General features: G+C 66.9%; 7 protein-coding genes. 6 read left to right on the plus strand and 1 reads right to left on the minus strand.

Annotated features, from left to right (window positions below; all coding sequences use genetic code 11):
• Window positions 1-375: hypothetical protein (locus tag Q4F91_RS12250; RefSeq protein ID WP_303338012.1), on the minus strand; the 375-nt coding region annotated here is incomplete at its 3' end.
• Window positions 376-1067: 692 nt separating this feature from the next.
• Here Q4F91_RS12250 and moeB point away from each other — a divergent pair.
• The 6 genes from moeB (at window position 1068) to thiS (ending at window position 7287) form a co-directional block, all read left to right on the plus strand.
• A complete protein-coding gene (gene moeB, locus Q4F91_RS12255) occupies window positions 1068-2531 on the plus strand; it encodes a molybdopterin-synthase adenylyltransferase MoeB (protein WP_303338006.1) in 1464 nt (487 codons plus the stop codon).
• A gap of 101 nt (window positions 2532-2632) precedes the next feature.
• Entirely contained in the window at window positions 2633-3598 is a 966-nt protein-coding gene (locus Q4F91_RS12260) for a family 2A encapsulin nanocompartment shell protein (protein ID WP_303338007.1), read from the plus strand.
• Window positions 3582-5210 carry a cysteine desulfurase gene (locus Q4F91_RS12265; protein WP_303338008.1) on the plus strand — a complete coding sequence of 543 codons (1629 nt, stop codon included), beginning with the start codon at window positions 3582-3584 and terminating at the stop codon, window positions 5208-5210. Before Q4F91_RS12260 ends, Q4F91_RS12265 begins: the two co-directional genes overlap by 17 nt.
• Window positions 5211-5473: 263 nt before the next feature.
• A complete protein-coding gene (locus tag Q4F91_RS12270; protein WP_303338009.1) occupies window positions 5474-6733 on the plus strand; it encodes an aminotransferase class V-fold PLP-dependent enzyme in 1260 nt (419 codons plus the stop codon).
• A gap of 11 nt (window positions 6734-6744) precedes the next feature.
• Window positions 6745-6996 carry a sulfurtransferase TusA family protein gene (locus Q4F91_RS12275; RefSeq protein ID WP_303338010.1) on the plus strand — a complete coding sequence of 84 codons (252 nt, stop codon included), beginning with the start codon at window positions 6745-6747 and terminating at the stop codon, window positions 6994-6996.
• A gap of 75 nt (window positions 6997-7071) precedes the next feature.
• Window positions 7072-7287 carry a sulfur carrier protein ThiS gene (thiS, locus tag Q4F91_RS12280; protein ID WP_303338011.1) on the plus strand — a complete coding sequence of 72 codons (216 nt, stop codon included), beginning with the start codon at window positions 7072-7074 and terminating at the stop codon, window positions 7285-7287.
• Window positions 7288-7311: the final 24 nt, after the last annotated feature.

Consider the following 7311-nt stretch of genomic DNA (forward strand, 5'->3'; position numbering starts at 1 on the left):
CTTCTCGGCGGGCTTCTCAGCCTTCGCGGCCTTCGGAGCGGCGGCCTTCTTCGCCGGAGCCTTCTTCGCGGGAGCGGCCTTTTCGGCGGGCTTCTCGGCCTTCGCAGCCTTCGGAGCAGCAGCCTTCTTGGCGGGGGCCTTCTTCGCGGGAGCAGCCTTTTCAGCCGGCTTCTCCTCGGCTTTCACTTCGGGCTCGGCGGCCTTGGGCGCAGCCTTCTTCGCCGGCGCCTTCTTCGCGGGAGCGGCCTTTTCGGCCTTCGGAGCGGCGGCCTTCTTCACCGCCTTCTTCGGGGCCTCGGCCTCGACCTTCTTCTCGGGCTCCGCCGCCTTCGGGGCAGCAGCCTTCTTCACAGTCTTTTTCTTCGCTTCAGCCATGAGCTTCTCCTCGGCTTTCCTTTCGGGTTGAGCCGCCTTCGCGGCGGGTTTCTTCGCCGCGGGCTTCGCGGCAGGGTTTCCCGGATTCGCGGCGTCGAGCTCGTCACGGGCGCGGAGCCTGGCAAATGCCTCGGCGCGCTTGCCGGCATCCTCCCAGCGCTCGGGAGGACGGTCCTCCTTTGCGTAGGGCTTGATGCTGTAGCGCATGTTCGGGACGAACTCGTCGGTGTCGTTCACCATGCCGATCAGATCGGTCTCGGTCATGCGGACGCCGTTCTTCCTGAAGATGTAGCGGAAGGCGACGCGCCTGCCCTCGATGATCACTGCCCCTGCGGGCAGACCCTTCACATCCTTTGCACTGATTCTGCCGGGCATGGTGAAAGCTCCTTTTCTAGAGTCCTGTGTCATCCGGCGGCGACCCTGAAGCCGCCTTTATCGGACGGTTACTGAGATTGTCGCGCGCGAAGCCGTGCCACTGCAACAGTTTTCTTATTCATCAGCGCGCCTGATGCGCGATTGACCTGGCGCAGGTATTACCTCAATCTTCTCACGAATCGGATTGATTCATTCCGTTTATCGGAATAATAAAGGTATAAACCCTGTAAGCTCTGAGCTGACCGGCGCATCCTTCCCGTTTCTCTCCTTTCAACGGGGAAAGTGCGCTGGATCCCGATTCCAATGCCACAGCAATCATGACCGTCCGAATTCTCATTCCCGCCACGCTGCGCGGCCTCGCGGGCCGCGAGCGCGAGGCGGCCGTCGAGGCCCGCACCGCCCGCGAGGCGCTCGAGCGCCTCGCCGAAATTCACCCGGCGCTTCGCCCCGCGCTCTTCACCGACGCGGGCGAGGTGCAGGGGTTTCTCAATCTCTTCGTCGGCAGCAAGTCCCTCGAGGAGATCGGAGGCCCCGATGCGTTGCTTCCCGCCGACGCCGAGATCCTCCTCGTGCCCGCGATCTCCGGTGGCTCCGGTGCAACGGATGCGCCCGCTGAGGTGCCCGCGGAGAAGGTGACGCTCGGAAACGACGAGATCCTGCGCTACTCCCGCCAGCTCCTCTTGCGCGAGGTGGGCGTCAAGGGCCAGAAGAAGCTCAAGGCCGCGAAGGTCCTCATCATCGGCTGCGGCGGCCTGGGAGCCCCGCTCGCGCTCTACCTTGCGAGCGCCGGCGTGGGCACGCTCGGTCTCCTTGACTTTGACCTCGTGGACGAGACGAACCTGCAGCGCCAGGTCATACACGGCACCCGCGACGTGGGGCGCCCGAAGGCCGCGAGCGCCCGGGACAGCGTGCGCGCGATCAACCCGAAGGTGAAGACCGTCGTGCACCAGACGCGGCTCACGAAGGAAAACGCCCTTGAGATCATCAGTCAGTACGACATCGTCGCGGACGCCACCGACAACTTCGTCGCTCGTTATCTCATCAGCGACGCCTGCGTGCTCGCCGGCAAGCCCGACGTCTTCGGCGGCATCTACCAGACCGAGGGCCAGGCGGGCGTCTTCGACGCGCGCCGCGGCGGCTGCTGGAGGTGTCTCTACCCGTCGCCCCCGCCCGCGGGGGTGATCCCGTCCTGCGCCGAGGGCGGCGTGATCGGCTCGCTCGCCGGTCTCGTGGGCTCGATCCAGGCGACCGAGGTCATAAAGCTCATCGTCGGCGCCGAGGAGCCGCTGATCGGGCGCCTGATTCTGATTGACGCCTGGCGCATGAAGTTCCACGAATTCCGCACGAAGAAGAACCCCGCGTGCCCCATATGCGGCGAGCACCCGACGATCACGAGGCTCGAGGAGATCGACTACGAGGAGTTCTGCGGTCTGCACAAGGCGGACGAGGACGGGATTCCGATCGACTCCATCACAGCGAAGGAGCTCAGAGCCCGGCTCGACCGGGGCGACCGCATCGAGCTCATCGACGTGCGCGAGCCTCACGAGCGCGCCATCGCGAAGTTCCCCGGCGCGAAGTGGATTCCCGTGGGACAGCTCGCCCGCCGCAGGGACGAGCTCGACCCTGAGGCCGACCTGATCTTCCTCTGCCGCGAAGGGAAGAGAAGCATCCTCGCCGCTCGCACGATCATCGAGGCGGGCTGGAGGGGCAGGTGCCTCAACCTCGAGGGCGGCATCGACGAGTGGGCCCGCGAGGTCGATCCCTCGATGCCCCGCTACTGACCGGACACACGCACAGCAGGGAGACGCAGTGACGACGCGTATCCCGTGAAAGACAGAATCATCAGAAACGCAAACCTCGCTTTTTCAGGAAAACACCCATCATGTCCGATCAGACGAACGGCCGCAATGAACTGAACGCGCTCTCCCGCGCCGCGGCCTACAACCTTGCCAACGTAACGAAGACCCGCCCGCAGTACGGCGCCATCACGCCGAAGTGGCTCACACGCTTCCTCGACTTCAAGGGGCTCGAGACGGGCCTCTACCGCGTCAACCGCGTGGTCGAGGGCGAGACGCCGCTCGACGTCCTCTGCAGCCAGGAGAAGCCGAGCGCGGTGATTCCGTCCGGCTACATCGAGTACGAGACGAAGCCCCGCGAGTACGTCCTCAACAACATCTCCACGATTCTCAACGTCTCGACCGCGGTCGAGGACATCTATTCCTCGCCCTACGACCAGGCCGAGGAACAGCTCGCGCTCGCGATCGAGTCGCTGCGCGAGAGGCAGGAGAGCCAGATCATCAACAACGATGACTACGGTCTCCTCAAGAACATCGCCCCGGGCCAGCGCATCCAGCCGCGCTCCGCGTCCGGCGCCCCCACGCCCGACGACTTCGACGAGCTCATCAGCAAGGTCTGGAAGGAGCCCTCGTTCTTCCTCGCCCATCCGCGCGCGATCGCCGCGTTCGGCCGCGAGTGCACGAAGCGCGGCGTCCCGCCCGCGACCGTGAACCTGCAGGGCGGCACCTTCCTCACCTGGCGCGGCATCCCGATCCTGCCCTCGAACAAGCTCCTCGTCGACGGCCTGAAGGAGCCGAAGAGCCAGAGCGGCAAGACGAACATCCTCCTCATCCGCACGGGCGAGGCGAAGCGCGACGTGATCGGCCTCTACCAGGCGGGCCTCAAGGACGAGGCGGGCCGCGGGCTCTCCGTGCGCTTCACCGGCATCAACGACCGCGGCGTCGCCTCCTACCTCCTCTCGCTCTACTGCTCGGCGGCGATCCTCGCCGACGACGCCATTGCGGTGCTCGAGGACGTCGAAGTGGGTGAGTACCATGACTACGAGGACTGAACTCCAGAACCCGGAGGCCTTCGGTCTGCCCTCTGCGGACACGCTCGCGAGGCTCGCCGCGGGGTACTTCCCGGAGTTCAATCCGGGCAAGTGCCTTGACGCGGCCGCCGCGGGCGATGTCGCGACGCTCTCCGAGGGCGCCGCGAAGGCCGCCCGCGCGCTCGGACGCCTCTCCGCCCCCGGAGCCGTCGACGCCTCGCCCTGGGCCGAGCTCGCCCGGCGCTTCTCCGAGCCCGGATTCGATGCCGCTCCCGCAGCGGCCGAGGCCGCTCCTGCGCAGCCGGCCGTCCCGGCGGGTGTGATCTCTCCGCGCGTGGTGCCGGCCTCCGCCGCTGAATCGACCGCGGCAGGCGCAGCTCCCGCTGCCCCTGCCGCCCGCGAGCAGTCCGGCGACCCGGTGATCGGCTCGAAGTCGCTCTCGGCGATCCGCGCCGAGTTCCCGATCCTCTCGGAGAACGTGAACGGCAGGCCCGTGATCTGGTTCGACAACGGCGCGACGACGCAGAGACCGCTCGCCGTCATCAACCGCATCAGCGACTACTACCTCCACGAGAACTCGAACGTGCACCGCGCGGCCCACGAGCTCGCGGCCCGCTCGACCGACGCCTACGAGGGCGCCCGCCAGGCGGTGGCCGACTTCATCGGGGCTCCGAGCAAGGACGACGTCGTCTGGATGCGCGGCACGACCGAGGGCATCAACCTCGTCGCCCAGGCCTTCGTGCGCCCGAGGCTCCGTCCCGGCGACGAGATCCTGGTCTCCGAGCTCGAGCACCACGCGAACATCGTCCCCTGGCAGCTCATTGCCCAGGCGACCGGCGCCGTGATCCGCGTGATACCGGTGGATGAGCGCGGCGACATCGATCTCCGCGTGCTCCCGACGCTCTTCACGCGCCGCACGAAGTTCCTCACGGTCGCGCAGGTCTCGAACACGCTCGGCACCATCACGCCCGTGGCGGAGATCATCGCGCTCGCGCACAGGCACGGCGTCCCGGTGCTCGTCGACGGCGCGCAGTCGGCGGCCCACCTGCCCGTGAACGTCACGGCGCTCGACGCGGACTTCTTCGTCTTCTCCGGCCACAAGATCTACGGTCCCAACGGCATCGGCGCGGTCTACGGGCGTCGTGAGCTCTGGGCCGAGGCCTCGCCCTGGCAGGGCGGCGGCAACATGATCCGCGACGTGACCTTCGAGCGGACCGTCTACAACGAGGCTCCCGCGAAGTTCGAGGCCGGCACCGGCAGCATCGCCGACGCCGTCGGGCTCGGAGCCACGGTGAAGTGGCTTGGAGGCATCGGCATGGCCGCGGTCGCGGAGCGCGAGCACGAGCTCACGGCCTATGCGCTCTCCGAACTCGCCCGCATCCCGGGCCTTCACATCTTCGGCAGCCCCCGCGCGCGCTCCGGGGTCCTCTCCTTCACGCTCGACGGCGTTCCCGTCCCGGCCGTGGGAGAGCACCTCAATCGCTTCGGCATTGCGGTGCGCGCCGGTCACCACTGCGCGCAGCCCGTGCAGAGGAAGTTCGGTCTCGAGGGGACGGTCCGCCCCGTGCTCGGCATCTACAACACCGAGGGCGAGGTCGACGAACTCGTGCGCGCCGTCAGGGCGCTCGTCTGAGGGAGGCCGACAGAAGGAAACACAGACGCGAAGGCATTCGGTCCGGGGACTCCCCCGGAGCTTCCAGGGAAAGCGGGAATGGCATTGGACCCGCTTCCCCATGGCTCCGGGGGAGGACTCCACTCAACGCGGGACCGCGACCTTCGCCCCAGGAACTTTTTTACACACCGATGCCGGCCGCGGCCTTGAACCGATCTCTTTCCCGGAGAAGAGGTGAGCAGCGGCGAATTCCCGAAAAAACAACAATTCAGAAGGAAAGCACCATGAAATTCAACACGACGCTTCTGCACGGCAACGCGGTGAACCGCTACGCCTACGGGGCCACGCAGCCCTCCGTCTGTCAGTCGAGCGCATTCCACTACCCGAGCGCGGAGGAGCTCGAGGACGTCTTCCAGGGCCGCGTCCCGGGGCACGCCTACACGCGCTGCTCGAACCCGACGGTGGACGCGCTCGAGCGCCGTCTCGCCGAGGTCGAGGGCGGCCTCGCGGCCGTCGCCTGCGCCTCCGGCATGGCCGCCGTCACGACGGCGATCCTCAATCTCGTCTGCGCGGGCGACGAGATCGTCTCCTCCTCCGCCCTCTTCGGCGGCACCGCAGAGTTCCTCGAGGACCTCGAACGGTTCGGCGTGAAGACGCACTACGTCCCGAAGCTCACGGCCGAGTCCGTCAAGCCCCTTCTCAACGAGCGCACGCGCCTCGTCTTCGGCGAGGTGATCTCGAACCCGAGCCTCGCCGTCACCGACGTGCGGGCCGTGGCCGAGGTGGCCCACGCCGCGGGCGTCCCGCTCGTGCTTGACGCGACGACGGTCACGCCCTGGATCCTGCGCCCGATCGAGCTCGGCGCCGACATCGTCATCCACTCGGTCTCGAAGTACATCGCCGGGAGCGGCAATGCCATCTCCGGCGTCATCATCGACTCGGGGAACTTCAAGTGGGACGCGACGAAGCACCGCGCGCTCGCCCACTCGGCGAAGTTCGGGCGCTTCGCCTTCACGGCGCAGCTGAGGAACGCCATCTGGAAGAACCTCGGCGGCTGCATCGCGCCGCAGAACGCGTACCTCGCGGTCAACGGCCTCGAGACCCTGGGCCTGCGCATGGAGCGCATCTGCGCCAATGCGAAGGCCTTGGCCGAATCGCTGGACGGCCTCCCCGGCGTCACGGTGACCTACCCCACGCTTGCCAGTCACCCCGACCATGAGCTCATCGCCCGCGACTTCCGCGGGCTCGGCTGCGGCATCGTGACGCTCCGCCTCGGCAGCCGCGAGCGCGCCTTCCGCTTCATGAACGCGCTCAGGCACGTCTGCCTCGCCACCAACATCGGTGACGTGAGAACGCTCGTGATCGCGCCCGAGAAGACGATCAACGCCCATTCCACCCCGGAGCAGATCGCCGCCGCCGGCGTCTTCCCCGACACCGTGCGCGTCTCGGTCGGCATCGAGGACGCGGAGGACCTGATCGAGGACTTCCGCCAGGCGATCGCGGCCGCCAATGCCGCCGATGCCGCGGACGGGAAGACGGAATAAGGAGGCCGGAGATGACAGAGAAGGACTTTGAGGTCACCGACCGCGTCGACATCACCGACGTCACCTGCCCGATCACGTTCGTCAAGGCCAAGGTCGCGCTTGACGGCCTCGACGTGGGCGACGTGCTCGAAATAAAGCTCAACGGCGGCGAGCCGCTCGGGAACGTCCCGAGGAGCTTCGAGGCCGAGGGCCAGAAAGTGCTCGCGCGCGAGGACCTGCCCGACGGCACGCACCTGCTGTGGGTCAAGAAGCTCGTCGACTGAGAGGCAGCGGAACACACCGGGGGCCGGGGGAAGTCTGTCCCGCCCCCTTTGAAAAGACATTGAAGGACAATTCAGATGAAAATCACAGTTCAGGGCAAGGCCTTGGAAGTGCCTGAAGGCACCACGGTGACCGAGCTCCTCGCGATCAGGAAGGTCGACACCCCGCAGTTCGTCACCGTCTCGGTGAACGAGGAGTTCCTCGACCCGAAGGAATTCCCGGCGCGCGTGCTCGCCGAGGGCGACGTGGTCGAGATCATCTTCTTCCTGTCTTTGACAGCTCCGAAAGGCTGAACTCCGCGAGAACTCGCGAGGCTT

The sequence above is a fragment of the Sutterella sp. genome, assembly GCF_030539355.1.
Classification (GTDB): Bacteria; Pseudomonadota; Gammaproteobacteria; order Burkholderiales; family Burkholderiaceae_F; genus Sutterella.